23 protein-coding genes are annotated in these 25,178 nt (G+C 61.1%); 14 read left to right on the forward strand and 9 right to left on the reverse strand.

Annotated features, from left to right (window positions below; genetic code table 11):
* The first annotated feature begins 60 nt into the window (after positions 1-60).
* Entirely contained in the window at positions 61-693 is a 633-nt protein-coding gene (locus tag C5750_RS01000; protein WP_105732008.1) for a hypothetical protein, read from the forward strand.
* Between the two features lie 3 nt (positions 694-696).
* On the opposite strand, the gene C5750_RS01005 is transcribed toward C5750_RS01000, so the two are convergent.
* A complete protein-coding gene (locus tag C5750_RS01005) occupies positions 697-1,620 on the reverse strand; it encodes a metallophosphoesterase family protein (protein ID WP_105732009.1) in 924 nt (307 codons plus the stop codon).
* Between the two features lie 85 nt (positions 1,621-1,705).
* On the opposite strand from C5750_RS01005, the gene C5750_RS01010 reads away from it, so the two are divergent.
* A complete protein-coding gene (locus tag C5750_RS01010) occupies positions 1,706-2,176 on the forward strand; it encodes an NUDIX domain-containing protein (RefSeq protein ID WP_105732010.1) in 471 nt (156 codons plus the stop codon).
* Between the two features lie 3 nt (positions 2,177-2,179).
* On the opposite strand, the gene C5750_RS01015 is transcribed toward C5750_RS01010, so the two are convergent.
* A complete protein-coding gene (locus C5750_RS01015) occupies positions 2,180-3,157 on the reverse strand; it encodes a glutathione S-transferase family protein (protein ID WP_105732011.1) in 978 nt (325 codons plus the stop codon).
* Between the two features lie 575 nt (positions 3,158-3,732).
* On the opposite strand from C5750_RS01015, the gene C5750_RS01020 reads away from it, so the two are divergent.
* Positions 3,733-4,245 carry a GNAT family N-acetyltransferase gene (locus C5750_RS01020; RefSeq protein ID WP_105732012.1) on the forward strand — a complete coding sequence of 171 codons (513 nt, stop codon included), beginning with the start codon at positions 3,733-3,735 and terminating at the stop codon, positions 4,243-4,245.
* An 8-nt stretch (positions 4,246-4,253) separates the two neighbouring features.
* Here C5750_RS01020 and C5750_RS01025 read toward each other — a convergent pair whose 3' ends face one another.
* Genes C5750_RS01025 through C5750_RS01040 form a run of 4 tightly spaced genes read right to left on the reverse strand, consistent with a single transcriptional unit; the run spans position 4,254 to position 11,089 of the window.
* Complete coding sequence (locus C5750_RS01025; protein WP_105732013.1) at positions 4,254-6,335, reverse strand: hypothetical protein; 2,082 nt, start codon at positions 6,333-6,335, stop codon at positions 4,254-4,256.
* 1 nt (position 6,336) lies between these two features.
* Positions 6,337-9,168, reverse strand: a complete 2,832-nt coding sequence (locus C5750_RS01030; protein ID WP_105733048.1) for a DUF4159 domain-containing protein — start codon at positions 9,166-9,168, stop codon at positions 6,337-6,339.
* Positions 9,168-10,082: a DUF58 domain-containing protein gene (locus tag C5750_RS01035; protein WP_105732014.1), complete on the reverse strand. Its 915-nt coding sequence runs from the start codon at positions 10,080-10,082 to the stop codon at positions 9,168-9,170. Before C5750_RS01035 ends, C5750_RS01030 begins: the two co-directional genes overlap by 1 nt.
* On the reverse strand, positions 10,082-11,089 hold the full coding sequence (locus C5750_RS01040) for an AAA family ATPase (RefSeq protein ID WP_105732015.1): 1,008 nt from the start codon (positions 11,087-11,089) through the stop codon (positions 10,082-10,084). Before C5750_RS01040 ends, C5750_RS01035 begins: the two co-directional genes overlap by 1 nt.
* A gap of 134 nt (positions 11,090-11,223) precedes the next feature.
* On the opposite strand from C5750_RS01040, the gene C5750_RS01045 reads away from it, so the two are divergent.
* The 3 genes from C5750_RS01045 to C5750_RS01055 are packed head-to-tail and all read left to right on the forward strand — an operon-like array spanning position 11,224 to position 13,738.
* The gene (locus C5750_RS01045) at positions 11,224-11,832 is read left to right on the forward strand and encodes a DUF1285 domain-containing protein (RefSeq protein ID WP_105732016.1); all 609 of its coding nucleotides are present in this window, start codon (positions 11,224-11,226) and stop codon (positions 11,830-11,832) included.
* Positions 11,829-12,470: a CoA pyrophosphatase gene (locus C5750_RS01050; protein ID WP_105732017.1), complete on the forward strand. Its 642-nt coding sequence runs from the start codon at positions 11,829-11,831 to the stop codon at positions 12,468-12,470. The genes C5750_RS01045 and C5750_RS01050 overlap by 4 nt, the downstream gene beginning before the upstream one ends.
* A gap of 2 nt (positions 12,471-12,472) precedes the next feature.
* Complete coding sequence (locus tag C5750_RS01055; protein WP_105732018.1) at positions 12,473-13,738, forward strand: CCA tRNA nucleotidyltransferase; 1,266 nt, start codon at positions 12,473-12,475, stop codon at positions 13,736-13,738.
* On the opposite strand, the gene C5750_RS01060 is transcribed toward C5750_RS01055, so the two are convergent.
* Positions 13,735-13,917 carry a DUF1059 domain-containing protein gene (locus C5750_RS01060; protein WP_105732019.1) on the reverse strand — a complete coding sequence of 61 codons (183 nt, stop codon included), beginning with the start codon at positions 13,915-13,917 and terminating at the stop codon, positions 13,735-13,737. The two genes, C5750_RS01055 and C5750_RS01060, sit on opposite strands and share 4 nt — an antisense overlap.
* Positions 13,918-14,039: 122 nt before the next feature.
* On the reverse strand, positions 14,040-14,954 hold the full coding sequence (gene hemF, locus C5750_RS01065; RefSeq protein ID WP_105732020.1) for an oxygen-dependent coproporphyrinogen oxidase: 915 nt from the start codon (positions 14,952-14,954) through the stop codon (positions 14,040-14,042).
* A 147-nt stretch (positions 14,955-15,101) separates the two neighbouring features.
* Between hemF and C5750_RS01070 the strand changes: the two genes are divergently transcribed.
* Both C5750_RS01070 and C5750_RS01075 read left to right on the forward strand, forming a co-directional pair.
* The gene (locus C5750_RS01070; RefSeq protein ID WP_105732021.1) at positions 15,102-15,374 is read left to right on the forward strand and encodes a hypothetical protein; all 273 of its coding nucleotides are present in this window, start codon (positions 15,102-15,104) and stop codon (positions 15,372-15,374) included.
* Between the two features lie 229 nt (positions 15,375-15,603).
* Positions 15,604-16,707, forward strand: a complete 1,104-nt coding sequence (locus C5750_RS01075) for an ABC transporter substrate-binding protein (RefSeq protein WP_105732022.1) — start codon at positions 15,604-15,606, stop codon at positions 16,705-16,707.
* A gap of 49 nt (positions 16,708-16,756) precedes the next feature.
* On the opposite strand, the gene C5750_RS01080 is transcribed toward C5750_RS01075, so the two are convergent.
* Entirely contained in the window at positions 16,757-17,233 is a 477-nt protein-coding gene (locus C5750_RS01080) for a tRNA (cytidine(34)-2'-O)-methyltransferase (protein ID WP_245420950.1), read from the reverse strand.
* Positions 17,234-17,626: 393 nt separating this feature from the next.
* Here C5750_RS01080 and C5750_RS01085 point away from each other — a divergent pair, with 393 nt between their 5' ends.
* The 6 genes from C5750_RS01085 to C5750_RS01110 all read left to right on the forward strand — a co-directional run bounded on the left by C5750_RS01085 (position 17,627) and on the right by C5750_RS01110 (position 25,163).
* Positions 17,627-19,477, forward strand: a complete 1,851-nt coding sequence (locus C5750_RS01085; protein WP_105732024.1) for an ABC transporter ATP-binding protein — start codon at positions 17,627-17,629, stop codon at positions 19,475-19,477.
* A gap of 168 nt (positions 19,478-19,645) precedes the next feature.
* Entirely contained in the window at positions 19,646-21,496 is a 1,851-nt protein-coding gene (locus C5750_RS01090) for an ABC transporter ATP-binding protein (RefSeq protein ID WP_105732025.1), read from the forward strand.
* Positions 21,497-21,731: 235 nt separating this feature from the next.
* Positions 21,732-22,295 carry a ubiquinol-cytochrome c reductase iron-sulfur subunit gene (gene petA / locus C5750_RS01095; RefSeq protein WP_105732026.1) on the forward strand — a complete coding sequence of 188 codons (564 nt, stop codon included), beginning with the start codon at positions 21,732-21,734 and terminating at the stop codon, positions 22,293-22,295.
* A 21-nt stretch (positions 22,296-22,316) separates the two neighbouring features.
* Positions 22,317-23,615 carry a cytochrome b gene (locus C5750_RS01100; RefSeq protein WP_105732027.1) on the forward strand — a complete coding sequence of 433 codons (1,299 nt, stop codon included), beginning with the start codon at positions 22,317-22,319 and terminating at the stop codon, positions 23,613-23,615.
* Between the two features lie 20 nt (positions 23,616-23,635).
* Positions 23,636-24,505, forward strand: coding sequence for a cytochrome c1 (locus tag C5750_RS01105; protein ID WP_105732028.1), 870 nt, complete (start codon positions 23,636-23,638; stop codon positions 24,503-24,505).
* A gap of 112 nt (positions 24,506-24,617) precedes the next feature.
* Complete coding sequence (locus tag C5750_RS01110; RefSeq protein ID WP_105732029.1) at positions 24,618-25,163, forward strand: adenine phosphoribosyltransferase; 546 nt, start codon at positions 24,618-24,620, stop codon at positions 25,161-25,163.
* The last annotated feature ends 15 nt before the right edge of the window (positions 25,164-25,178 follow it).

Below are 25,178 nucleotides of genomic sequence, written 5' to 3' on the forward strand. Positions count from 1 at the left end.
GATGCAACGACGGACGCATATTGTTAATGATGCCTTAACCCCACCTTGCCGGAAACGCCTATGAGTGAGATGCACGACAAGATCAGCCCGATGGATGCCAGACGCAGGCTTGGCGATGCCATTCGCGGCGCGCAGGTGGCAGCGGCCGACCGCGGCGATGTCGTCATCGACATGAAGGAAGCCGATCTCGCCCGCATCGAAATCCTGGCACAGGATCTGCAGCCGGTCTTCGACGACGTCCCCGCCGATGACGAGCAGTGGGATTTTGCCATTTCCACCGGCTTGCAACCGCGCCTGTGGATCGATGCCACCGCGCATGTGATGATGGGACGGGACAGGCGCACCTATCGCTTTGTCAGGGATACAAGGCTTGGCCGGACTGTTCTGGCGGAGTCGCCCGAGGTGAAACCGGTTTCCGACGCGGTCACCACCTACATTGCCGAGCGGATCGTCGAACGGCAGCGCATGATGGAGGGCGAGCGCATCAGCCTGCGTCCGGAGGCCGATGCCGTGCCGCCAGGCCCGGCTGCGCCCGCACCGCAACCGGCGGTGGCGCCGGCGGTTCAGCTGCGGCAGCACCGCTCGATGGCGCATGATTTCGTCAATGCGGTCATCTGGCTGCTGATCGGCGCTTTCGCCGGCGCTGGTGCGCTGCTCGCCTTTTTCTGGGACCGGCTTTCACCCTATTTCTGACGCTCAGGCGGGCGCAGATACAACGCCAACGTGAAGCTCGTGCTCGGCTATCGTCTCGATGGTCATGGCCGCATCGACGATGCCGCGCTCGGTCATGCGGCATGACCAGCCGGACGCCGTCTTCGCGATGGCAAAGATATTGAAGCGCGCCGGGGGCTTGTGGCCGCCGAAGCTTTGGCTGGCGGAAGGGACGCAAACGACGGGTATCTTCCAGCCGGGGCCGTCGATCTCGTAGCGTGTCGCCAGATGCGTATGGCCATGCAGGACAAGTTCCGCCCCGTGCCGCCGCACGGTCCGCTGGAACAGGCCGATGCCGAGCAGCCGCTTGTGCGACGGCGCCGCGCCGCGCACCGGCGGGTGATGGATCATGATCACCCGGAACAGGCCGCGTTTGCCGGTCTCCTCAAGGATTTCGCCGAGGCGGCGTGCCTGCCGGTCGCGCAGATCGCCGGTTGCCATGAACGGTGCGGTGGCACGGGCCGATGACACACCGATCAGGGCGACGTCGCCGCGGACCCGCAGGTAAGGGAACTCAACCGGACGGTGTTCGGCGGCCTCGCGGTCGCCCAGCATCCATGGCGCCCAGTAACGCCGGGTCTTTTTCAAAGCACCGGGCACATAGGCATCGTGATTGCCGGGGACAACCGACACGTCATGCGGATTGCCCAGGGTTTTGAGCCAGCGCTCGGCGGTCTCCAGTTCCTCGTCCAGCGCAAGGTTGACGAGATCGCCCGTCACCGCCAGATGGTCCGGCGCCTGCGTCTTCAGATCGGCAATCAGGGTATCGAGCGTACCGCCGGTCATCGAGCCCTTGCGGTTGGACCGCCAGTTGATATAGCCGGTGATGCGTTTTGACACGAGCTCGCGCAGACTTGGCGCGGGCAGGGGCGACAGGTGGATGTCGGAGATATGTGCGAGACGAAACATTATGCCAGCTTTAAGAGACTCTGGTGTAGGAATCCAGTGTTAGAACCTTTGCTCTGCAGCAGGGTTCCCATTTAGGACCGGTGAAATGGCTGACAAAAACGTGAAATGGCGGCATCGCCTGTTTCACACCTACTTTCTCCTGCGGCGCCCGATGACATTGGGCGCGCGCGGCGTGATCCTTGACGAAGCGGCCCGGTCGGTCTTTCTCATCAGGCATACCTATGTGCCCGGCTGGCAGTTTCCCGGCGGCGGCGTGGAAACCGGCCATACGGTCGAACACACGCTGGCAAAGGAGTTGATGGAAGAAGGCAATATCGAGTTGACGGCCAGGCCGCAGCTTTTTGCCATCTATCACAATGCGCATGCCTCGAAGCGCGATCATGTCGCGCTCTATGTCTGCCGTTCGTTCCGGCAGACCGCACCACGGCTGCCGGACCGCGAAATCGCCGAAGCCGGATTTTTCCGGCTCGATGCCCTGCCGGAAGGCACCACCGCCGCGACGCGGCGGCGGCTTGCCGAAATTCTCGATGGCGCCGAGATATCGCTCACCTGGTGAGTTTCAGAACCGGTTCCGGTCATGCGGCGCGGCAAAATCCACCTGCGGCCCTTTGGGGATGATACCTGTCGGGTTGATGGTTTTGTGGCTACCGTAATAATGCGCCTTGATGTGCAGCATGTTCACGGTCCCGGCCACATCAGGCACCTGGTAGAGATCGCGGGTGTAATTGGACAGGTTCGGATAGTCGGCGATGCGCTGGCGGTTGCATTTGAAATGCCCGACATAAACCGGATCGAAGCGCAGCAGGGTGGTGAACAGCCGCCAGTCCGCCTCGGTAACCCGATTGCCCGCGAGATAGCGCTGCCTGCCGAGACGCTCCTCCAGCTGATCGAGTGTGGCAAACAGCTGGTCGAACGCTTCCCCGTAGGCTTCCTGCGTGGTGGCAAAGCCTGCGCGGTATACGCCATTGTTGATATTGGGATAGACGAGGGCATTGACGGCGTCGATCTCGCTGCGCAGGGCGTCGGGGTAGAAATCCTGCGATGCATCGCCAAAGGCATCGAACGCCGTGTTGAGCATGCGGATGATTTCGGAGGACTCGTTCGAAACAATGGTGTTCTGCTGCTTGTCCCACAGAACAGGCACCGTCACGCGGCCGGAATAGGAAGGATCAGCGCGCGTGTAGATTTCGTGGAGCCGTTTCGAACCGAAGAGGTGATCCGGCGTGGCACCGTCCACGGCATGGAAGGTCCAGCCTTCCGCACCCATGAAATGATCGACCACCGATACGGAAATGACATCCTCGAGCTTCTTCAATGCGCGAAAGATCAGCGTGCGGTGCGCCCAGGGACAGGCATAGGAAACATAGAGGTGATAGCGTCCGGCCTCGGCCTTGAAGCCGCCCTTGCCGGAAGGGCCGGCAGAGCCATCCGCCGTCACCCAGTTGCGGAACTGCGATTCCGAACGGATGAAGCGCCCGCCGCTGTCCTTGGTGTCGTACCACTGGTCGTGCCACTTGCCGTCAATCAGAAGACCCATTTCATACTCCTTGGCGCGCAAACCTGCGTGCAACGGTAACTGCGCTTATTGCCGATTGCCTATACCTAGGGTCAGGACCCATTAATATGATCGAAATGGCGCCTGAAACGGCAAGAAGATGCGAGGAGAGATGCGAAGGGCGGGGTCTTCCCCCCGACCGAGCAGCTCGACGCTGCAGCTTGCAGCCGTTTCGGCGTCCGTAGGATACGGTCCATTTGCCCGGCTACATCGTCGCAAAGGACTTGAGAATGGATAAACATTCCCATCGCCTTCGCTCCTTGTATCCAAACAAATGGCCGCGTACCATTTCGACCAGATTAATGGGTCCTGACCCTAGACACAAATGCCGTTCAAACCACCCCGGCTCAGGTGAACAGAGTGTCACTTTTTGCCATGGGCGCACGAAAATCGGTTTACGGCGGGCGGCTGAGATGCTACGCGGGAAAAAAGGAGACATTTTGTGACAGGATTCCTCTTCATCCGACGATGAAACCCGAACCGGCGCTTGAACAGCGCGGCGGACGTTCCTGTGTTGGCCAAAGGCCATTGTCTACTCCTTTATGAAGATACCCAGCATGCTGACCCATGTCGTGACCTACGCGCCGGAAGAACCGGTGCATGACGCTGCCATCGAAGACATCAACAAGGAAGCTTTCGGCCCCGGCCGTTTCACCCGTGCCGCCTACCGCATCCGCGAGGGCGGTCCGCATGACCGTGCCCTGTCCTTTGTCGCGCTGAACGGCGAGCATGTGGTGGGGTCGGTGCGGCTGACGCCCATCCTGATCGGCAAGACATCCGCGATGCTGCTCGGTCCGCTGGCAGTCCGGCCCGCCTGGAAGAAGCAGGGCATCGGCGCGGCGCTCATGCGCATGTCCATGGAAGCCGCCCGGCTTGCCGGGCACAAGCTGGTCATTCTGGTGGGGGACGAGCCCTATTATGCGCCATTCGGCTTCCGCCCCATTGTCGGGCATCAGATCGAGATGCCTGCGCCGGTCGAACCATCGCGGTTCCTTGCCTGCGAACTCACGCCGCGCGCCCTGAAAGATGTGCAGGGCCGGGTACGGCATGCGGGGATTGACGGTCAGTAGGCCGGTAATCACCGGCCTTCGCGGTACCACATGCTGCCAAGGACAAGGATCATCGCGGCAAGTCCGAGGAAGCCGGAGAACAGTGGCAGGCGGTTGACGCTCTTCAATACGGTTTCACTCGTCGGCCGCAACCCGATCCAGTTGTCGCCGCTGGCGCTGGCGAAGCTGCGCGAAGCGACGATGCTGGGCACTTCGATCGATGCCTGGTCTGCGGTTGCCCGCAGGCGGCGGGCACCGCCGCCGGTTTCGCGGGCAAAACCGTCGAGCTTGGCTGTCGTCGATATATAGTCCGCAAATTCTGGTGCATCGACCGGCCCGACATGGGCAAGCGTCGTCAGATCGCCATTGGCAACCTGAAACAGGCCGATTTCCGTTGTCGGCACCGAGGCAGTGAACACGCCGGGTTCGGTCTCGGTGAGCGGGATGTCCTGCTTCTTGCCCGATGGCGTGATGATGCTGGCCTGCTGGGCGGTCTTCTTCATCGTCTGGCGGCGGATTTCGAGGTTGCGGCCGCTGCCGGTCGCTGTCAGGGCTTCCTCTTCCAGTTCCGGTTCCTTCATCAGCCAATGGGCAATGCGGCGGTAGAGCGCCGCATGCGGGCCGCCGCCTTCAAAGCCACGCGCCCACAGCCAGCCCTGATCGGACAGGAACATGCCGACCCTGCCTTCGCCGATACGGTTGAGCACGAGCAACGGCTTGTCGCCGGCATTCATCACGACCGTGCCTTCCGGCTTGTTGACATCGATGACGCGGAACCAGCGGCTCCACTGCGGCGGCTCCTGTGTGCTGCCTTCAAGCCCGCGCGTCACGGGATGGCGTTTGCCGTCGTCGCTCAGGCGCGGATAGAAAGCTTTCTCGGTGACATCGCCTGTCGGCGTTGCCGGCAGGATGGTCAGGAGCGGCGTGTTGGCGATGGAGACGTTGCCCGCATATTCAGGACCGGCGGCAATCAGCAATGCGCCGCCCTTCTGCACGTAGTCGTTGATGTAATCGTAATAGAGCAGCGGCAGCACGTCGCGGTGCTGATACCGATCGAAAATGATCAGATCGAACTGATCGATCTTGTTGACGAACAATTCGGTTGTCGGGAAGGCGATCAGCGACAGTTCATTGATCGGCGTGCTGTCCTGCTTTTCCGGCGGGCGCAGAATGGTGAAATGAACCAGATCCACCGACGCATCGGATTTCAGCAGGTTGCGCCAGGTGCGCTCGCCATTGTGCGGCTCACCGGAAACCAGCAGCACCTTCAGGTTTTCGCGGATGCCGTCGACCATGGCGACAGCGCGGTTGTTGATTTCGGTCAGCTCGTTGGGAACGGCGTCGACTGCCAGCTCGACAATGTTGACGCCGGCGCGCGGCAGCGTCACTTCAAGCGGCATTTCCTGGCCGATGATGGCATCCTGGGACGTAACTTCATTGCCGTTCACCCGCACGGTGACGCGTGCCCGGCCGCCTTGGGGTTCACCGGCGGCCGTGACCTTGTAGGTCATCTGCTGCGGCTTGCCGGTAATACCAAAGCGCGGCGCCCGCACAAACTGGATACGCCGGTCGATCTCGCCCGGACGGCCGGTGATCAGCCCGTGGACCGGTGCATTGAAACCAAGCGCCGCGACATTGTTCGGGATATCGTGGATTTGTCCGTCGGTGATCATAATGGCGCCGCCGATGCGCGAAGGCGGAACATCGCGGAATGCGCCGTTCATGGCCTGGAACAGCCGCGTGGCCGTGGCATCGTCGGTTTCGCTGGCGCGGTTGGTTTCCACGGTCCGCACCTCGAATTGCGGCAGGCGCGCCAGCGCGGCCTGGACCTGCTTGAGCGCCTCGGTTGTATCGGCGGTGCGCTCGCCGATATCCTGGCTCTGGCTGCGGTCGGCGATCACGGCGACGACGCTTTTGAGCGGCTCGCGTTCCTCGTTGATGACAACGGGATTGAACAGGGCCATGGCGAGCGCGGCCACGGCGAGCAGGCGGATCACGCCGCCGCGCTGGCGCAGGTACAGGCCCGCCAATGCAAGCGCCAGCAAAGGCAGGAGCAGCAATGCCAGCAGTGGGGTCGACAGCAGGGGCTGGAAATCGAGGGAGAGATACATGTCAGTTCGCCAGCCGCTTCAGGAGATCGGGCACGTGCACCTGATCGGATTTGTAGTTGCCGGTCAGCATGTACATGACGATGTTGATGCCCGCACGATAGGCGAGAACCCGCTGATCCGGATCGTTCGGGATCGTCGGGAGCAGGGGAGCACCGCTGGCATTGACAGCCCAGGCGCCGGCGAGATCATTGCCGGTTATCATGATAGGGGAAACGCCGTCGCCGACCCGCACGGGACGGTCCTTGTTGGCTTCGGGTGCCTGCGAGGCCTGTACCCATAGCTGGCTGCCGCGGAACCGGCCGGGAAAATCCTGCAGGATATAGAAGGCCTTGGTCAGCACATGGTCGTTTGGAACCGGTTCCAGCGCCGGTATGTTCATGCCGGAAAGAATGTCGCGCAGGCGCGCATTGGCCGGGGTCGAACTGTTGTCGAAGCTGATGGCGGCGGCATCCTGATCGCGTGTGTCGAACAGAACGGTTCCGCCCTGCTGCATATAGGCGTCGATCTTGGCAATGGCGTCCCGCGACGGCATTTTGGCCGCGGCGTCGACGGGCCAGTAGATGAGCGGAAAGAAGGCAAGTTCGTCGGTTTCGGGGTTGACGCCTATGGGATCGCCGGGCTCCAGAGCCGTGCTGTCGGCAAGCGCCCTGGAAAGCCCGAAAAGGCCTGCCTTGCTGATGTCGTCAATGGCACGGTCCCCGGTGATGATATAGGCGAGATGCGTGGCATTGACCGCGTCCAGTATGGTCTGGTCGCCCGGTTTGCTGTCGTTCTGCTGGGCATGGGCCGGAGAGGGTCCGAATGCCAGGATGGCGGGAATGATGAGGATTGCGAAGGAGGCGGCTGCGGCTGTCTTGAAGCGGCGGCGCAAATGCCCGCCGAGCCAGAGAATGGCAAGCGCATCGAGCGCCAGCAGCAGGGCGGCGAGCCCGAAGAGCGGACCGCGCAGCGGCACCGATTCATCGACGGCATAGCGTGCCGTGGTCACGGGAATGGCAAGCTCGGGACGGACCAGAGGCTTGATGCCGCTGTCCGGCTTGAAGAGGTTGAGGGCGCTCATGGAATCCTCGACGCCGTAAAAGCCGGGCGGATTGTCAAAGCTCACCGTGCCGGTTTCGCCCGGCTTGAGGATAAGCGGCTTGGCATCCGCGCCGGGAGGGGTCAAAGCCCCTTCGGCGTTCAATGTCAGATAGGGCGGAAAGGCGCGGGAAGCCCCCGCGCCATTTTCCTGCGGCGATGGTCCAGTGTTGCGCGACAGGGTGACGATGCGGTGCAGCATGTCGACAAAACTGCCGCTGATCGGCAGGTTCGACCACGTGGCTTCCGGCGTGACGTGGAAGAGAACGATCTGACCGCGCCCGCGGGTCTCGCCCGTCACCAGCGGCGTGCCGTCGGCAAGATTGGCCCAGCTCTTCTCGAAAAGGTCGATGGCGGGCTCTGCCAGAACCTGGCGATTGACCGTGACGTCCTGCGGCGTCGGCAGCCCGGCAAACGGACCCGTATCCGGGAACGCGGCAACCGGCTGGGATTCCTTCCACGACAGGGCACCGCCCAGGGAACGTTCCCCCTTGCGCAAATTGACCGGCAGAAGCGGGTCGTGTTCGCTGTTGCCCGCAAGGCGCGGACCGGCAAAGCGGATGAGTGTCCCGCCCTTGGCCACCCAGTCCACCATGGCCTGTTCGGTCTCGCCGGGCAGCTTGCCGATATCAGCCATGATGATGACGGACGGCTTCTGCTCCAGGAGTTCGGGGATGGCCTTGATCAGTTCCGCATTGCGTGGCCGCAGGAGATCGGCGAAGGGCTCAAGCGCGCGCGAGATGTAATAGAGCGGCGACAGCAGCGGCTGTGACAGGTCGGCTTCAGAACCGGACAGCAGGGCGACGCGGCGGCGCTTGTTGTTGTCGTCGACAAGGAAGGTGGCGCCCGCATGCGGGGCGTTGTCGATGCGCAGGCTGTGAAAGTCGTTGCGCAGTTCATAGGGCGCGGTGATGACGGCCTCCCCGGCCGCTTCATTGGCCCGGAAAACCAGTCCGGTTTCGGCGATGCGGCGGCCCTTTTCATCATAGGCGCCGATGGTGATGCCGCCCGAGGCGCGGCTGTCATCGGAACGCACGGCGTGGACGGTCAGTCCATTTGCATTGTTCTCCACCTGCCGGATGGCAGAAAGAGCTGCGATCGACGGCTGATACCAGATCACCGAGGCGATCCCGCTCCCCTCCATGGATTTGACGGCTGTCGCCGCCTGCGGGGTATCGACCCCGTCGTTGAGATAGGCAACGCGCACGCCATTGACATTGGCAAGGGCGGCCTTCAGCCGGTCGAAGGCTGCGCTGCGGTTGACGGGAATCGGCCGGACATTCAGCGCGCGTAGCCGCTCAAGCGCGGTTGCGGCATCGAACGGGCCGACGTCGGCATTCAGCTTCTCGGCCGTACCCAGGATGTAGATCAGCGCGCCGGAGGCATTGGCATCGGCAATGAGCCGTTCCGCCGTTTCCTTGCGCGCGGCCCATTCCTCATTGGACGACCAGCCATTGTCGAGCACGATGGCAACCGGTTCCTTGCCGCTCAAAGTCTCGGCGCGCGGATTCCATACGGGTTCGGCGAGCGCCAGAATGACGAGCGCGGCGAGCACAAGCCGCAGCAGCGTTAGCCACCAGGGGCTGCGGTCCGGCGTTTCCTCCTTCTTGAGGATCTGGGCCAGAATTTTCAGCGGGGGGAAGGATTCCCGGACCGGCCGCGGCGGCGTTGCCCGCAGCAGCCACCAGATGACAGGCAGGGCCAGAAGACCGAAAAGGATTGCCGGTGCACCGAGGGCAAGAGGAAAGGCACCCATCATAGGCCCGTCCTCTGATAGCCGGCATCGGCGGTCATGTTCAGATGCACGGAAACCAGTGCTTCGGAGGCGAGGCGGTCGGTGCGGTTGGCGGTGTAGCTCCAGCCGATGCGGCGGCAATAGGCGCTGAGCGTTTCACGCCGGGCAAGGAACAGGCGTTTGTATTCCTCGGCATAGTCCTGCGCCCGTCCGACGGTCAGAACAGCGCCGGATTCCGGATCGACGAATTCCGTGCGCCGCTTGTAGGGGAAATCCGCTTCGGCCGGATCGTAGATTTCGACCAGATGCGCGCGAGCGCCGCGCTGCGCAATCTGCTCGAGCAGGGCAAGCGTTTCGCTGACCGGCTCGAGAAAATCGCTGACCAGCACCACATCGGAAAAGCGCCGGACCTTGCTGAAATCCGGTTGCTTCGGCAGATCGATGACATGCGACAATGCAACCGCCAACCGCTCCGCGCCATTGGCGGCGGAGGCCGGATCGGTGACGCCGGGAAAGGCGATGCGCTCGCCGCTGCGCGACAAAAGCTCGGCCAGCGCCAGGATGAGCACGAGCGCGCGCGATTCCTTCGATACCTGCGCCATATCCGATTTGTAGAGCATGGAGGCCGAGGAATCAGCCCACAGCCAGACCGTATGGGCGGCTTCCCATTCCTGATCCCGGACATAGGTGCGGTCATCGCGCGCCGACCGGCGCCAGTCGATGCGCGCGATGGCTTCGCCGTCCGTGTAGGGCCGGAACTGCCAGAACGTCTCGCCGACGCCGCTCTTGCGGCGGCCATGCCAGCCGGTATTCGTGGTGTTGGCGATGCGGCGGGCTTCGACCAGAAGATCGGGCAACAGCGCGGCGCGCTGGCGTGCACGCGCCAGCGCCTCGCGTGTCGCGGTCTTCTCGACCTGCGCGCCGATGGCTGCCATCAGAGTGCGGCCTTGGTCAGATTGGCGATGACCTCACGCACATTCATGCCGTCGGCGCGGGCTGCGAAGGTCAGTGCCATGCGGTGCTGCAGAACTGGTTCGGCCAGCGCTCTGACATCGTCAATCGACGGCGCGAGACGCCCGTCATAGAGCGCGCGGGCGCGCGCGCACAGCATCAGCGCCTGGCTGGCGCGCGGGCCGGGGCCCCAGGCGATGAATTTTTGCGCGATATCGTTATCCGCACCGGGGCGGGCCGAACGCACGAGCTTGAGGATGGCTTCGACAACGCCTTCCGCCACGGGAATCCGGCGGATCAGCTGCTGCATGTCGCGCAGACGCTCGGCAGTGATGGTCTTGGCCGCGCGGGCTTCGGACGTGCCGGTGGTTTCGAGAAGGACGCGGCGCTCTGCGTCGAGTTCCGGATAAAGGATGTCGATCTGCATGAGGAAGCGGTCAAGCTGCGCCTCGGGCAGGGGATAGGTGCCTTCCTGTTCCAGCGGGTTTTGCGTCGCCAGCACATGGAACGGCGCCGGCAGGTCGTGCCGTTCACCGGCAACGGTCACATGATATTCCTGCATGGATTGCAGCAGGGCTGACTGGGTGCGCGGCGAGGCGCGGTTGATTTCGTCAGCCATCAGCAGCTGGGCGAAGATCGGGCCTTTGACATAGCGGAACGAGCGCTTGCCATGGTCGTCCTGCTCCATGACTTCCGAGCCGATAATGTCCGACGGCATCAGGTCGGGCGTGAACTGCACACGGCGCTCATCGAGGCCAAGCACGGTACCGAGGGTTTCAACGAGCTTGGTCTTGGCAAGGCCGGGAACGCCGACGAGAAGGGCATGGCCGCCTGCCAGTAGCGCGACGAGCGTGCGTTCGATCACGCTTTCCTGGCCGAAGATGACAGTGCCAACGGCAGCGCGTACCCTGGAGATATCGGCCAGAGCCTTTTCCGCCTCTGCTATCATGGCCTTCGGATCCGATGGTTCCCCGGTTTTGATGATTGTCATGGTTTACCTCGTCTCTGGCCTGCGGAGCTGGTTTATGGTCAGCTTCACACTTAAATGAGTCTAAATCACTATGACATGCAGACAAGCGGTTTAACGGTGACTATTTCGTGACGAATGAACAAAAAGGTCTTGGTATGGCACAGTCAGAAGGCACGTTGCGCGATGCGGCAGGGCTTGAAGCGCTGATTTCGCGCGCCGCGGCACAAGGCAAGGGCCTGCCGCCGGTGGAAAAGTGGAACCCGGATTTCTGCGGTGATCTCGATATGGAGATCAAGGCGGATGGCACCTGGTTCTACATGGGAACACCTATCGGCCGCGCACCGCTGGTCCGGCTGTTCTCCACGGTTCTACGCCGGGATGCCGATGGCAAGACCTATCTGGTCACGCCCGTCGAGAAAGTCGGCATCCGCGTCGAGGATGCGCCCTTCCTTGGCGTTGAGCTTAATGTATCGGGCGAGGGCGGCGATCAGGTCATGACCTTCCGCACCAATGTCGGCGATATTGTCGAGGCAAATGCCGGCAATCCCCTGCGCTTTGTCATCGACCCGGCCAATGGCGGCCTCAAGCCCTATGTGCTGGTGCGCGGACGGCTGGAAGCGCTGCTGGCCCGCCCGGTCATGTATGAACTGGTCAGCCATGGCGAAGATATCGTCGTTGGCGGCAAATCCATGTTTGCCGTGCGTTCCGGCGGTACGGTCTTCCCGATCATGCCGTCGGGCGAACTGGAAGAGCAAAGTCTATGAACCAGACAATATTGAGGGATGACGGCTTTTCCGCCCGGGCCTTTGCGCAGCGCGTTGCGGCGAAGGGCCATGAGACGCTGAGTGTCGATCATGGCGACCACCTGCTCAATCCGGACCTCGATGCCCTGATCGCGGCGACAAAACTGCGTGAGGCGGCGGTGCTGATCCCCATCGTCGATCACGGGGATGAAGCGGGTGTCATTCTCACCCTGCGCAATGCCAACATGCGCAAGCATTCGGGCCAGGTGGCCTTTCCCGGCGGCGCCATCGATCCGGAAGATGATTTCCAGCCGGAAAAGGCGGCGCTGCGCGAGGCGCATGAGGAGATCGGGCTGGAAGGGCGGCATGTCGAACTTCTCGGCCGCCTGCCGCGCTATCTCACCACGACGGGTTATTCCATTACCCCGGTGCTCGGGCTCGTCCATCCGCCATTCGACCTGACGCCCAACCCGGATGAAGTGGCCGATGTCTTCGAAGTGCCATTGTCCTTTCTGATGAATCCTGCCAACCACCGCAGGGAAAGCCGGATATGGCAGGACAAGGAACGTTTCTATTATACGATGCCGTTTGGCGACCGCTTCATCTGGGGCGTCACGGCGGGCATCATCCGTACACTTTATGAAAGGCTCTATTCTTGAGCATGACAGTTTCGATTGCCGGCAAGGCCCCATGGTTGAAGGACGAGGCCCTGCAAAGATTGCTTGCTGCCCTTTCCGCCAATGGCGAGGGCGCACGCGTCGTTGGCGGTGCAGTGCGCAATGCGCTTCTCGGGCAGGAGGTGTCCGATCTCGATATCGCGACCACCTGTGTGCCGGATGAAACGATTCACCGGGCACAGGCGGCGGGGTTCAAGGCCGTGCCGACCGGTATCAGCCACGGCACGGTGACCGTTGTCGCCGGCAAACGGCCATTCGAGGTGACGACGTTGCGCGCCGATGTCGAGACCGACGGGCGCCATGCCGCCGTGGCCTTTGGCCGGGACTGGCAGGTCGATGCGAACCGGCGCGATTTCACCATCAACGCGCTCTATGTCGAGGCGGATGGCACGATCGTCGATCTGGTCGGCGGTCTTGCCGATATTGAAAGCCGGACCCTGCGCTTCATCGGCGATGCGGAGCAGCGCATCCGCGAGGACTATCTGCGCATCCTGCGCTTCTTCCGGTTTTTTGCCTGGTATGGCCATGGCCGTCCCGAGAGCGAAGGCCTGAAGGCCTGCGCCCGCCTGAAGGATGGGCTGGCGCAGCTGTCGGCGGAGCGTATCTGGTCGGAGCTGAAGAAAATGCTGGCGGCGCCGGATCCTTCGCGCGCGCTGTTGTGGATGCGTCAGGCGGGCGTGCTGACGGCCGTTTTGCCTGAGAGCGAGAAATGGGGCATCGATGCGATCCATGGTCTCGTCAAGACCGGGAACGAGCTGGGCTGGCCTGCTGATCCACTGCTGCGCCTTGCCAGCATGATCCCGCCCAATGCCGAGCGCATTCACGCCATGGCGGTGCGCCTCAAGCTTTCCAATCAGGAACGCGAGCGGCTGGAGGCATGGGCTCGTGCCGTGTTGCCCAATGCCGAAATTTCCGAGGGCGGGTTTGCCAAGCGGCTTTACCGCAGCGAGAAGCAGGGCATGATGGACCGCCTGCGCCTTGCGCTGGTTTCAGCGCGCATGGAGGCGCTCAATGACAATGCCGCCATGATGCGTGCCGGCCATCTGTCAAAACTTCTGGAATTTGCCGGGACGTACGAGAAACCCAAATTCCCCGTTACCGGCGGCGATCTCATTGCGGCCGGTCTGGAAAAGGGCCCCGATGTGGGCAAGCTGCAACGCGCGCTCGAGGATGCCTGGATTGACTCGGGCTTCACGCTCGACCGCGATGCGCTGCTCGCCACAATTCCCGAATTTATCGGGAAAGCCTAGGCTGCCTTGCCCTTTTCAGGCTGGATATTGGCCTTGATCGTTTCGAGCATGGCTTCGCGAATGGCTGTTTCGCCGTGGGTTTCGCGAAGGTGCTCGGTGGCGCGGCGGATGATCTCGGCTTCGGTGTCGTGACGGGTATGCCACTGGCAACCGGGAACGATGCAATGAAGTTCTTTCATGGCCTTTTCTCCCTGTTGTGGGCCCGGTGTGACGCGAGCCCTCTCCATCGAGATACGGCTAGATACCGTACCGGCAGCACCATAACGCATGAAAGCCCGGATTGATCCCTGAAAAAATCAGTTCACGGCCATTTGACCGTTGGCGGCATGGACGACAGGATCGAATCCACGTTGCCGCCGGTCTTCAGGCCGAAGATGGTGCCGCGATCATAGAGCAGGTTGAATTCGACGTAACGTCCGCGCCGGACCAGTTGTTCCTGCCGGTCTTCGGAACTCCAGTCCCGGTTGAAATTCTGCCGGACGAGATAGGGGTAGACCACCGAAAAGGCCCGGCCGACGTCGCGGGTGAAGGCGAAGTCGGCATCCCAGCCGCCATTCTCGTCGGAGGAATGCAGCCAGTCATAGAAAATGCCGCCCGTACCGCGCGGCTCCTTGCGGTGCGGCAGATAAAAATACTCGTCGCACCAGTCCTTGAACTTCTGGTGGCTGGCGACTGCCGCATGCTTGTCGCAGACGAATTTCATCGCCTTGTGGAAGGCGGCGGTGTCCGCGTCTTCCTGCGTCCGCTTGCGGTCGAGAACCGGCGTCAGGTCGGCGCCGCCGCCAAACCACTGGCGGGTGGTGACAACCATGCGCGTGTTCATGTGCACTGCCGGGACGAACGGGTTCTGCGGATGGGCAATCAGCGAAATACCCGAGGCCCAGAAGCGCGGATCTTCATCCGCACCGGGTATCTGCTTGCGGAATTCCGGTGAAAATTCGCCATAGACGGTGGATGTGTGAACCCCGACCTTCTCGAAGACCCGGCCATGCATGATCGACATGATCCCGCCGCCGCCTTTGCCTTCCTCGCGCTGCCAGGGCGTCTGGACGAAGCGGCCCGCCGGCCGGTCGGAGAGGGGGCCTTCCAGATCATCCTCGAGCTGCTCGAAACTGGCGCAGATCTTGTCGCGCAATTCGGCAAACCACGCAGTGGCGGCTGTCTTCTTGTCTTCAAGTGCCTCAGGCAGGATGGCGGGAATATCCGGGCGGTCCATATGAGCGATTCCTTCTTGCTGTGCACTTTATCACATCCGGGGCGCGGCAAAGGAAGGTGGTCTTTGGGCTATCCCAAAAAAATGACTCGTTTTCGGGGCGGGGTTTGATCTACTCTGCCCCATACAGGGTTCAGGCAGGGATGCAAAATGGTCTCCAAAGTACCCAGGACACACTTTCCCAAGCCGCCGCTCGACGGCTTGCGAAAGCAGTTGAAGGAAAGCCGGGGCGAAGCCACCCGGCAGCGCGGCGCATTCATCCGCGAGAGCTTTCGCCTGCCGCGTCTTGCCGCCCGCGAGAAGGCGAAGGAGTGGTTCGAGCAATACCCGAAAGCGGCCTACTGGACGGAAATCGAAAGCTGGTACGAACGGCCTGGCGATATCATCGAATTCACTATGCGCCGTTTGCCCAATGCCGACTAAAGTCGACTGGAAAGACTGCTGAAAGTGTGAAATTTTCAGAATTGCAGGAAAAATTGACGCGAATTGTCAGCAATCGAACACTTTTCTTCATAAATGGCATCAAATTATTTCAATGATGGATTCAGGATTGTCATGAATCGTGGCTGACAGCCTGCCATAAAGACAGTAGAACTTTTTTCAGCGCCGGAGAATCTTCCGGCCGCGCAATAAAAAATTCAAGGAGGACACTATGCGCTTATCGTTGATCTCTGGCGTGGCGTTGACGGCTGTCATGGCGATGACTTCATTCGCCCGTGCTGACATCGTCATCGGCAACATCGCGCCTGTAACCGGCCCTGTGGCTGCCTATGGCATGCAGGTGAAGAACGGTGTTGCAGCGGCTGCGGAAGCCATCAATGCCGAAGGCGGCATCAAGGGCGAGAAGATCGTCATCAAGCTTTTCGATGATGCCGGCGAGCCGAAGCAGGGTGTATCGGTTGCCAACCAGGTGGTCGGCGAAGGCATCAAGTTTGTGGTTGGCCCGGTCACGTCAGGCGTTTCGATGCCGGTTTCCGACGTGCTGGCTGAAAACGGCATCCTGATGATCACCCCAACCTCCACCACTCCTGATCTGACGACACGCGGCCTGGACACCGTGTTCCGCACCTGCGGCCGCGATGACCAGCAGGCCGAGGTTGCTGCCCAGTACATTCTCAAGCATTACAAGGACAAGCGCGTCGCGGTTGTCTATGACAAGAACACCTATGGCACGGGCCTTGCCAACAATCTGAAGGCAACGCTCAACAAGGGCGGCGTCAAGGAAGTTGTCGATCAGGGCATCAATGCCGGTGAAAAGGATTACAGCGCGCTCATTACCCGCCTGAAGTCCGAAAAGGCCGAAGTCATCTATTTCGGCGGCTATCATCCGGAAGGCGGCCTGATTGCCCGCCAGCTGGCTGACCAGGGCATCAAGGCCCAGATCATCGGTGCCGAAGGCCTGTCGAACACGGAATATTGGGCCATTGGCGGCGCTGCAGCTGCCGGTACGCTGTTCACCAACAGCGCCGATCCGACAAAGAACCCGTCTGCCGCAAAGATCATGGAAGCGCTGAAGGCCAAGAACATTCCGGCTGAAGCTTTCACGCTCAATGCCTATGCGGCGCTGCAGGTCATCAAGGCCGGCATTGAAAAGGCTGGTTCCGCCGATCCGGCAGCCGTGGCTGCGGCCCTGCACTCCGGTGCGGCCGTTTCTACCGTTGTCGGCGACCTGACCTACGCGAAAACAGGCGACCTGACGACGCCGACCTTCGTTCTCTACAAGTGGGAAGACGGCAAGGCAGCTGAAGTCAAGTAAGCTTCCTGTCAGTTGAATGAGGACGCCGGTCAGACATGGCCGGCGTTTTTCATGCGGGCAGCGAGAACTGCCGCAAGGCTTCACCGGTTGCGATGGCCGCCGACAGCGCCAGATTGAGCGACCGCGCGCCCGGCACCATGGGAATGATCAGCCTGGCATCGGCCGACTGGTGCACCTCATCCGGTACGCCTGATGATTCGCGTCCAAGCAGCAGGATATCGCCTCGCAGGAAGGCAAACTGCGTGTAGGGCACGGCTGCCTTGGTCGAAAACAGCAGCAGGCGGCGCCGTTCGCCCTGCCGCCAGTTCTGGAAGTGCTGCCAGTCGGCATGGCGGGTGAGTGCGGCCTGCTCGAGATAATCCATCCCGGCGCGTTTAAGCGAGCGGTCGGAAACATCAAAGCCCGCGGGCTCGATGAGGTCGACGCCGATTCCAAAACAGGCAGCCATGCGCAGGATCGTACCGGTATTGCCCGGAATATCCGGCTGATAAAGCGCGATGCGCAGGTCGGTTTTGACTTCAGTCACAGGCGGCATGCTCCATTGGCAATATTTTACTCATGCAGGCGTATTTCATGAGAATAGGCTCTCGCTTTTTCCGTTCATAATAGGTATAGGGTTTCGACCGCAACGCTAACTTTGGAGGTGTCGATGACTGAATTTTTCCGACTTCTTCCAAACCGGATGGCTTCTCCTGAAGAAGCCGTGGCCGGTGTCGTTGGCGGTCTTGTGTCTGTTTTTTCCGCGTAGTTTTTCTTCCCTGACACAAGTCGCAATCGTCCCATGGTTGGCGTTTGCATGTTTGTTTCCTTCTGTTTCCATCATGCTCCGGCAACCTAAGCGCAGTAACCGCCACTCTGCGCCGGAATCATTCTCGTCTCGCATGTCATGCCGAGACCGTCGCCCGAAAGAGGTTAGATAATGTTTCGCTGGTTTGAAAAAAGGCTTGAGGCGTTTCCATCCGCCGAGCCCAGTGAGCCACCCAAGACACTCGTTGCATTCTGCATGCACTATACGCGCGGCGTCTGGCCGTGGCTCGCTGTTATGGCGGTGTGCACGGCGTCGATCGCCGTCCTTGAAGTATCGATGTATGCCTTCATGGGCAATGTCGTCGACTGGCTGTCCAACCAGTCGCGTGAAACCTTCATCGCGCAGGAGGGCTGGAAGCTCGCACTGCTGGCAGGCGTCGTGCTGATCGTCATGCCCGGCATCGTGCTGCTCGATTCGCTGGTCATTCACCAGACCCTTTTGAGCAACTACCCCATGCGTATCCGCTGGATGGTGCATCGCTATGTCGTCCGCCAGTCCATGACGTTCTTCCAGGACGAGTTTGCCGGGCGGATTTCCACCAAGCTGATGCAGACATCGCTCGCCGTGCGCGAGGCGGTGATGAAGCTGCTCGACGTCTTGAACTATGTGATTGTCTATTTCAGCGGCACGCTCATCATCGCCGCCGCTGCGGATTTGCGTCTCATGGTGCCGTTCCTCATCTGGCTTGCCGCTTATATCGGGTTGATGTGGTACTTCATTCCGAAGCTGCAGGTGGCATCCAAGGCGCAGGCGGATTCGCGCTCATCCATGACCGGCCGCATCGTCGACAGCTACACCAACATTGCCACGGTCAAGCTTTTCTCCCATTCCAAGCGGGAAGAAAACTATGCCCGCGAGGGAATGGAGGAGTTCCTGTCCACAGCCTATACGCAGATGCGCATGGTGACGGGATTCCATGTCATGCTCTATGCGATGAACTGCCTTCTGCTGTTCTCGGTGAGCAGCATTGCGATCTGGCTGTGGCTGGGTTCGGCCATCTCCGTTGGCGCGGTGGCCGTGGGCATCGGCCTTGTGCTGCGTCTCAACGGCATGTCGCAGTGGATCATGTGGGAAATGTCGGCGCTGTTCGAGAATATCGGAACAGTGGAAGACGGCATTACCTCCATCTCGCTGCCGCGCCTTGTCACCGATGTTCCCCACGCGCCGGAACTGGCCGTCAGCGCCGGTGCCATCCGCTTCGAAGCCATCGGTTTCCACTATGGCAAGGGTGCGGGCGTCATCGACAAGCTGTCCCTCGATATCCGGCCGGGCGAAAAGATCGGGCTGGTCGGACGGTCAGGGGCGGGCAAGTCGACGCTCGTCAACCTGCTGCTGCGGTTCTACGATCTGGAGAGCGGCCGCATCACCATCGATGGCCAGGACATCGCCAAGGTGAAGCAGGACTCGCTGCGCGAACATATCGGCATGATCACGCAGGATACTTCGCTGCTGCACCGCTCTATCCGCGACAACGTGCTGTACGGCAAGCCCGATGCCTCGGAAGAGCTGATGCGCCAGGCCGTGCAGAATGCACAGGCGGAGGCGTTCATCGAAGCGGCATCCGATCCCAAGGGACGGCGCGGGTTCGACGCGCATGTGGGCGAACGGGGCGTCAAGCTCTCGGGCGGCCAGCGCCAGCGTATCGCCATTGCCCGGGTCATGCTCAAGGATGCGCCGATTCTCATCATGGATGAGGCGACCTCCGCGCTTGATTCGGAAGTGGAAGCGGCGATCCAGGACAATCTTTACCGGCTGATGCAGGGAAAGACGGTCATTGCCATCGCACACCGCCTGTCCACCATTGCGGCGCTTGACCGTCTCGTCGTGATGGACAAGGGCAGGATCGTGGAAAGCGGCAGCCATGAGGAACTGATTGCCGCCGACGGCATCTACGCCAACCTCTGGGCGCGGCAATCCGGCGGCTTCCTCGGGCTGGATGACGAGCAGGAAGCGGCGGAATAACCGGCTTTTACCCTGTTTCAGACATGGCGCCTCCCGGTTCGGCCGGGGGGCGTTTTCTTTGCCGGAGAATATCTGAACGAACTTTAATTTGACGGGCAGGAGGACTCACTCAAAAGTATCTTTTCAGTCGCGCGCTGCACGTCTGACCCAGAAAGGCTTCTGCACCGCATGAGAAATCTCTTCCGTCTGTTCGAAAGCTGGATCGATCCCTACGCTGCACCGCCGGCGGATCATGTCCCGTCGCGGCCGTTTCCGTTCATCTGGTTCTATGTCCGGCAGGCCAAGGCCGCGTTTTTCGCGGTGCTGGTGCTGGGCGGGCTGGTGGCGCTGACGGAAGCGGGCCTGTTCTGGTTTCTCGGCGGGCTCGTCGATATCCTGGCATCGGTCAACCCGGCAAAGGGCTGGCAAGGCCTGATGCAGGATCACGGCACGCCGCTTCTTCTGATGCTGGCGGGTGTCCTCATCGCCCGGACGATCATCCTGACGCTGTCGGCGCTGGTCGAGGAACAGACGGTTGTACCTGGTTTCTTCAATCTGGTGCGCTGGCAGGCGCATCTGCACACCTATCGCCAGAGCCTTGCCTTCTTCCAGAATGACTTTTCCGGCCGCATCGTCACCAAGGTCTGGGCGACGGGGCAGGCGGTTGGCGATTTCATGATGACGCTTCTGCAGGCCATCTGGATCTGCATCGTCTACAGCATCACCACCATCGCGCTGATCGGCGACCTTGACTGGCGGCTGGCGACGATCGTCGTCGTCTGGCTCGCGGTGTTCAGCCTGATCGCCCGCTATTTCCTGCCGCGCGTGCGCCGGGCTGCGGCGGAGACCGCGGAAGCAAGCTCCGTCGTCACCGGCCGGCTGGTCGATGGCTACAGCAATATCCAGACGCTGAAACTGTTCGGCAGCGCCGAGCGCGATGACGCCTATATGCGGCAGGGCATGCAGCGCTGGCTCGATGCCATCATTCCTTTGACGCGCGGCCTGAGCGGCATCCGCATTGCGCTCGGCGCAACCAGCGGTGTCATGATCTGCGCCGTGGCGATTGTTTCCATCGATTTGTGGTTGAAGTCGGAAATATCGCCCGGCGCCATCGCCTTCACGCTCGGCCTTGTCCTGCGGCTGAGCATGCTTTTGGGACGGACCATGGCCAACCTCAACGGTCTCCTGCGCAATTACGGCACCATCCAGAATTCGATGGAGCTGCTGGCGCGGCCGGTCACCGTGGTCGACAAGCCCGGTGCAGCGCGCCTTGCGGTACCTGCAGGCGCCATCCATTTCGACAATGTGCAGTTTCACTACGACCGTTCGAAGCCGGTCTTCGACAATCTGTCGCTGAGCGTGCTTCCCGGCGAAAAGGTCGGGCTTGTCGGACGCTCCGGTGCGGGCAAGTCCACCCTGGTCAATCTGCTCCTGCGCTTCTACGACGTCCAGGCCGGGCGCATCCTGATCGACGGGCAGGACATTGCGCATGTCACGCAGGACTCGCTGCGTGCGCATATCGGAATGGTAACGCAAGACACGTCGCTGCTGCATCGCTCCGTGCGTGACAACATTCTGTATGGCCGTCCCGACGCATCCGACGAACTGATGCGGCAGGCGGTGGAGAATGCACAGGCCGAAACCTTCATTGCCGCCCTGACCGATCCCAAGGGCAGGCAGGGCTTCGACGCCCATGTGGGCGAGCGCGGCGTCAAGCTGTCCGGCGGCCAGCGGCAGCGGATTGCCATTGCGCGGGTCATGTTGAAGGACGCACCGATTCTCATTCTCGACGAGGCGACGTCGGCGCTCGATTCGGAGGTGGAAGCCGCCATCCAGGACAATCTCTACCGGCTGATGCGCGGCAAAACCGTCATCGCCATCGCGCACCGCCTGTCGACCATCGCTGCCCTCGACCGGCTTGTGGTCATGGATGGCGGACGCATTGTCGAGAGCGGCAGCCACGATGCGCTGATCGCTGCCAACGGGCTCTACGCCGGACTTTGGGCGCGCCAATCCGGCGGCTTTATCGGGCGCTCGTGAGGCCGCTGCGAAAATGCAAACAGATTCATGGCCAAAGAGTGGAAAAGGTGTGGCGACTTATCCCTGCGACATCCTGCCCTTGTGGCTCTGTCAGGCTGGACAAGCTCCTGCGACATGCTTAGAAACCACGCAATATGCTGGGGAATCCGCGAGGCTCATTCTATGGGCCAGTCGTGTATTGTGGTGACAAAGTGGACTCTCCTGCTGCGTTGTTATTCGGAAAGGAACAGGCCCCGTGAGCGCACACGATACGACCGAGCCGACACGGCGTGACTTCCTCTATATTGCGACAGGCATGGCCGGTGTGGTCGGAGCGGGAGCCTTTGCATGGCCCTTCATCGACCAGATGAGACCGGACGCATCCACGCTGGCAGTCTCGTCCATCGAAGTTGATGTTTCAGCGCTGACGCCGGGCATGTCCCTGACAGTCAAATGGCGCGGCAAACCCGTTTTCATTCGCAACCGTACGCCGAAGGAAATCGAGGATGCCAAAAACGTCCAGCTGAGCCAGCTCAAGGATCCGATTGCGCGCAATGCCAATCTGCCGAGCGATGCCCAGGCGACCGATGCGGATCGCGGTGCAGGCAAAGGCAAGGAAAACTGGCTGGTCATGATCGGCGTGTGCACCCATCTGGGTTGCATTCCGCTCGGGCAGCAGGGGGATTTCGGCGGCTGGTTCTGCCCGTGCCACGGCTCGCAATACGATACTGCCGGGCGCATCCGTTCCGGTCCCGCACCGGAAAACCTGCCCGTCCCGCCACTTTCATTCATTTCCGACACCGTCATCAAGATCGGCTAAGGTTCCAGGGGGAGACACGACATGAGCGGTGGACATTCATCCTATACGCCGAACACAGGTATCGAAAAATGGGTCGATGCGCGACTTCCGTTGCCGCGTCTGATCTATGATTCATTCGTCGCCTATCCTGTTCCGCGCAATCTCAACTACGCCTATGCCTTCGGTGGCATCCTGGCGATCATGCTGGTTTCGCAGATCATCACCGGTGTCGTTCTGGCCATGCACTATGCGGCCGATACGGGACTGGCCTTCAACTCCGTTGAAAAGATCATGCGCGATGTGAATTCGGGCTGGCTGTTGCGCTACCTGCATTCCAACGGCGCATCGATGTTCTTCCTTGCGGTCTGGGTGCATATTTTCCGCGGGCTCTACTACGGTTCCTACAAGGCGCCGCGCGAGCTGCTGTGGATCCTCGGCGTGATCATCCTTCTCCTGATGATGGCAACCGCCTTCATGGGCTACGTCCTGCCCTGGGGCCAGATGTCGTTCTGGGGTGCAACCGTCATCACCGGCTTCTTTACGGCGTTTCCGATCATCGGCGACCCGATCCAGCAGCTGTTGCTCGGCGGTTTTGCCGTGGATAATCCGACCCTCAACCGCTTCTTCTCGCTGCATTACCTGCTGCCCTTCATGATTGCCGGTGTTGTCATCCTGCACGTCTGGGCCCTGCACGTGACCGGCCAGACCAACCCGACCGGTATTGAAGTCAAGTCGAAGACGGACACGGTGGCGTTCACACCCTATGCAACCATCAAGGATGCATTTGCGCTGTCGCTCTTCCTGATCCTCTTTGCCTATTTCGTCTTCTACATGCCGAACTACATGGGTCATCCGGACAACTACATCCCGGCCGACTCGCTGAAGACGCCAGCCCACATCGTTCCTGAATGGTACTTCCTGCCGTTCTACGCGATGCTGCGCGCCATCACCTTCAACATCGGACCGATCAACTCGAAGCTCGGCGGCGTTCTGACCATGTTCGGCTCGATCGCGATCCTGTTCATCGTGCCCTGGCTCGATACATCGAAGGTACGTTCGGCCGTCTATCGTCCTTGGTACAAGCTGTTCTTCTGGATCTTCGTTGCCAATGCCATCATGCTCGGCTGGCTCGGTTCGCGTCCTGCCGAAGGCATCTACACGATCCTTTCGCAGCTCGGCACAGCCTTCTACTTCGGCTTCTTCATTATCATCATGCCGTTGCTCGGCCTGATCGAAACGCCGCGCCGCATACCAAACTCGATTACGGAAGCTGTGCTTGCCAAGACCAAGAGCGGCGGTCAGCCCGCGGGTGTTGCGGCGGCTCCGGAAACCAAAGGCTGAGAAACGTGAAGGACTCTCCGATGAAAAAAATCCTCCTCGGTCTCGCAGCTGCCGGTCTCGGTACCATGCTGGCTTTCGGCGGCGGTGCGTTTGCGGAAGAAGCAGCCCACAATGCGGCTGAGCCGACGCATTTCCCGATCAAGCATCCGGAACAGATGAAGTGGTCCTTCGCCGGACCCTTCGGCACCTATGACAAGCAGCAGTTGCAGCGCGGTCTGAAGATCTACAAGGAAGTCTGCTCGGCCTGCCATTCGATGAAGCTGGTGGCTTTCCGTTCGCTTTCGGAACTCGGCTACAGCGAAGCGCAGGTCAAGGCATTCGCCGCGGAATATGAGGTGAAGGACGGCCCCAATGCGGAAGGTGAGATGTTCACCCGCAAGGCTATCCCGGCCGATCATTTCCCGGCGCCGTTCGCCAATGAACAGGCAGCGGCTGCCGCCAACAATGGTGCCGCTCCGCCCGACTTCTCGCTGATCGCCAAGGCCCGTGCCGTCGAGCGCGGCTTCCCGCAGTTCCTGATCGATATCTTCTGGGGACAGTATCAGGAAGGCGGACCGGACTATATTCACGCGCTGCTGACCGGCTTCGGCGAGACACCGCCGGAAGGCATGAAGATTCCCGAGGGAACGCACTACAACCCTTACTTCATCGCCGCAAAGTCATTGGCCATGGCCCAGCCGTTGCAGGATGGCCAGGTGACCTATGATGACGGTTCGCCGCAGACGCTGGCGCAGTATTCGAAGGACGTATCGGCATTCCTGATGTGGGCCGCTGAACCGCACCTGGAAGACCGCAAGAAGACCGGCTTCCGCGTCATGATCTTCCTTGTTCTGTTTGCGGGTCTCCTCTACGTCGCCAAGCGCCGTATTTGGGCCGACATCGAACATTGATCGGCTCTGACAATATCTGATCCGGAAAGGGCGCCTTGCGCCCTTTTCTTTTGCGGTGGTGGTCTATTAAACTGCGCCGCTGTGCGCCTTGCAGGCACAAAGGAGTGACGACATGGATTCGACGCTGAAGCAGACGCTGGTGGATGCCATTCGGAATATCCCCGACTATCCCAAACCCGGCGTCATGTTTCGCGACATCACGACCCTGCTTGGCAATGCACGCGCCTTTCGCCGGGCCGTCGATGAACTGGTCCATCCCTATGCGGGCGGCAAGGTCGACAAGGTTGCCGGTGTGGAAGCGCGCGGCTTCATCATCGGCGGCGCCATGGCGCACCAGCTGTCCTCCGGTTTCGTGCCGATCCGCAAGAAGGGCAAGCTGCCGCATGATACGGTGCGCATTGCCTACAGCCTGGAATATGGCGTCGATGAAATGGAGATGCACCGGGATGCCATCGTGCCGGGTGAGAAGGTCATTCTCGTCGATGACCTGATCGCGACGGGCGGTACGGCCGAAGCTGCAGTGAAACTGCTGCAGCAGATGGGCGCCGATATTGTGAGCGCCTGCTTCATCATCGATCTGCCTGACCTGGGCGGGCGCAGGAAGCTCGAAGCGCTTGGCGTCAACGTGCGCACGCTCGTCGCCTATGAAGGCCACTGAGGGCCTTCTGCGGGC

This window comes from Phyllobacterium myrsinacearum, assembly GCF_002980555.1.
GTDB classification, from domain to species: Bacteria; Pseudomonadota; Alphaproteobacteria; order Rhizobiales; family Rhizobiaceae; genus Phyllobacterium; species Phyllobacterium myrsinacearum.

What these genes read in the sequence shown, in the direction of transcription:
- C5750_RS01000 (WP_105732008.1), top strand. Translation starts at nt 61, where the DNA reads ATGAGTGAGATGCACGACAAGATCAGCCCGATGGATGCCAGACGCAGG.
- C5750_RS01005 (WP_105732009.1), bottom strand. Translation starts at nt 1,620, where the DNA reads ATGTTTCGTCTCGCACATATCTCCGACATCCACCTGTCGCCCCTGCCC.
- C5750_RS01010 (WP_105732010.1), top strand. Translation starts at nt 1,706, where the DNA reads ATGGCTGACAAAAACGTGAAATGGCGGCATCGCCTGTTTCACACCTAC.
- C5750_RS01015 (WP_105732011.1), bottom strand. Translation starts at nt 3,157, where the DNA reads ATGGGTCTTCTGATTGACGGCAAGTGGCACGACCAGTGGTACGACACC.
- C5750_RS01020 (WP_105732012.1), top strand. Translation starts at nt 3,733, where the DNA reads ATGCTGACCCATGTCGTGACCTACGCGCCGGAAGAACCGGTGCATGAC.
- C5750_RS01025 (WP_105732013.1), bottom strand. Translation starts at nt 6,335, where the DNA reads ATGTATCTCTCCCTCGATTTCCAGCCCCTGCTGTCGACCCCACTGCTG.
- C5750_RS01030 (WP_105733048.1), bottom strand. Translation starts at nt 9,168, where the DNA reads ATGGGTGCCTTTCCTCTTGCCCTCGGTGCACCGGCAATCCTTTTCGGT.
- C5750_RS01035 (WP_105732014.1), bottom strand. Translation starts at nt 10,082, where the DNA reads ATGGCAGCCATCGGCGCGCAGGTCGAGAAGACCGCGACACGCGAGGCG.
- C5750_RS01040 (WP_105732015.1), bottom strand. Translation starts at nt 11,089, where the DNA reads ATGACAATCATCAAAACCGGGGAACCATCGGATCCGAAGGCCATGATA.
- C5750_RS01045 (WP_105732016.1), top strand. Translation starts at nt 11,224, where the DNA reads ATGGCACAGTCAGAAGGCACGTTGCGCGATGCGGCAGGGCTTGAAGCG.
- C5750_RS01050 (WP_105732017.1), top strand. Translation starts at nt 11,829, where the DNA reads ATGAACCAGACAATATTGAGGGATGACGGCTTTTCCGCCCGGGCCTTT.
- C5750_RS01055 (WP_105732018.1), top strand. Translation starts at nt 12,473, where the DNA reads ATGACAGTTTCGATTGCCGGCAAGGCCCCATGGTTGAAGGACGAGGCC.
- C5750_RS01060 (WP_105732019.1), bottom strand. Translation starts at nt 13,917, where the DNA reads ATGAAAGAACTTCATTGCATCGTTCCCGGTTGCCAGTGGCATACCCGT.
- hemF (WP_105732020.1), bottom strand. Translation starts at nt 14,954, where the DNA reads ATGGACCGCCCGGATATTCCCGCCATCCTGCCTGAGGCACTTGAAGAC.
- C5750_RS01070 (WP_105732021.1), top strand. Translation starts at nt 15,102, where the DNA reads ATGGTCTCCAAAGTACCCAGGACACACTTTCCCAAGCCGCCGCTCGAC.
- C5750_RS01075 (WP_105732022.1), top strand. Translation starts at nt 15,604, where the DNA reads ATGCGCTTATCGTTGATCTCTGGCGTGGCGTTGACGGCTGTCATGGCG.
- C5750_RS01085 (WP_105732024.1), top strand. Translation starts at nt 17,627, where the DNA reads ATGTTTCGCTGGTTTGAAAAAAGGCTTGAGGCGTTTCCATCCGCCGAG.
- C5750_RS01090 (WP_105732025.1), top strand. Translation starts at nt 19,646, where the DNA reads ATGAGAAATCTCTTCCGTCTGTTCGAAAGCTGGATCGATCCCTACGCT.
- C5750_RS01100 (WP_105732027.1), top strand. Translation starts at nt 22,317, where the DNA reads ATGAGCGGTGGACATTCATCCTATACGCCGAACACAGGTATCGAAAAA.
- C5750_RS01105 (WP_105732028.1), top strand. Translation starts at nt 23,636, where the DNA reads ATGAAAAAAATCCTCCTCGGTCTCGCAGCTGCCGGTCTCGGTACCATG.
- C5750_RS01110 (WP_105732029.1), top strand. Translation starts at nt 24,618, where the DNA reads ATGGATTCGACGCTGAAGCAGACGCTGGTGGATGCCATTCGGAATATC.